Source organism: Stenotrophomonas sp. 01N47 (assembly GCF_056399165.1).
In genome coordinates, this window is record NZ_JBFTQU010000044.1 from 1 (window position 1) to 503 (window position 503).

Below are 503 nucleotides of genomic sequence, written 5' to 3' on the forward strand. Positions count from 1 at the left end.
GTATAAGCGCCAGTTGTTGTCCAGTCGCGTCTTTGATCTTGATGGTCCCATCAGCAATCGCACTCCTTGTGGTCCCTCCGGCGCCCCCTTCTGTCGGCTTCTGAGCGTTCCCAGCGGCCGTCGCCGCCAAGCTATCCGCAAGGTTCTGGAGAACACTCGTGCCGCCTTGCCCGCCACTGAAACTCCCCGCAATCGTCGACGTATCGCTCTTGTACTCGGCCTTATTCTCGATATCGCTCGTTGTCAGCGTGCCGGTGGTCAGCGTGTTCTTGTCCTTCTCCGCCGTACTCGCGATCACCGCGCCCTTCAGGCCGGTGTTCCCCTCCACGTTGATATCGAACCCGCCCTTGCCGGCATAGAGCCCGGTTTGCTCCACCACGGATGCATAGGTGCTATCCGTCTTGCCGCTGCTCACACTGCCGCTGGCGCTCACCGTGGTGCCGTAACAGATCGGCGGCACACAGATGCTGGCTTGCATACCCGATGACGATTCGCGGCTGTGG

At 61.0% G+C, this 503-nt stretch carries 1 pseudogene; it reads right to left on the reverse strand.

The features are described from left to right. Positions 1-478: pseudogene (locus AC1DKR_RS21110) on the reverse strand (hypothetical protein); the annotation flags it as partial. Positions 479-503: the final 25 nt, after the last annotated feature.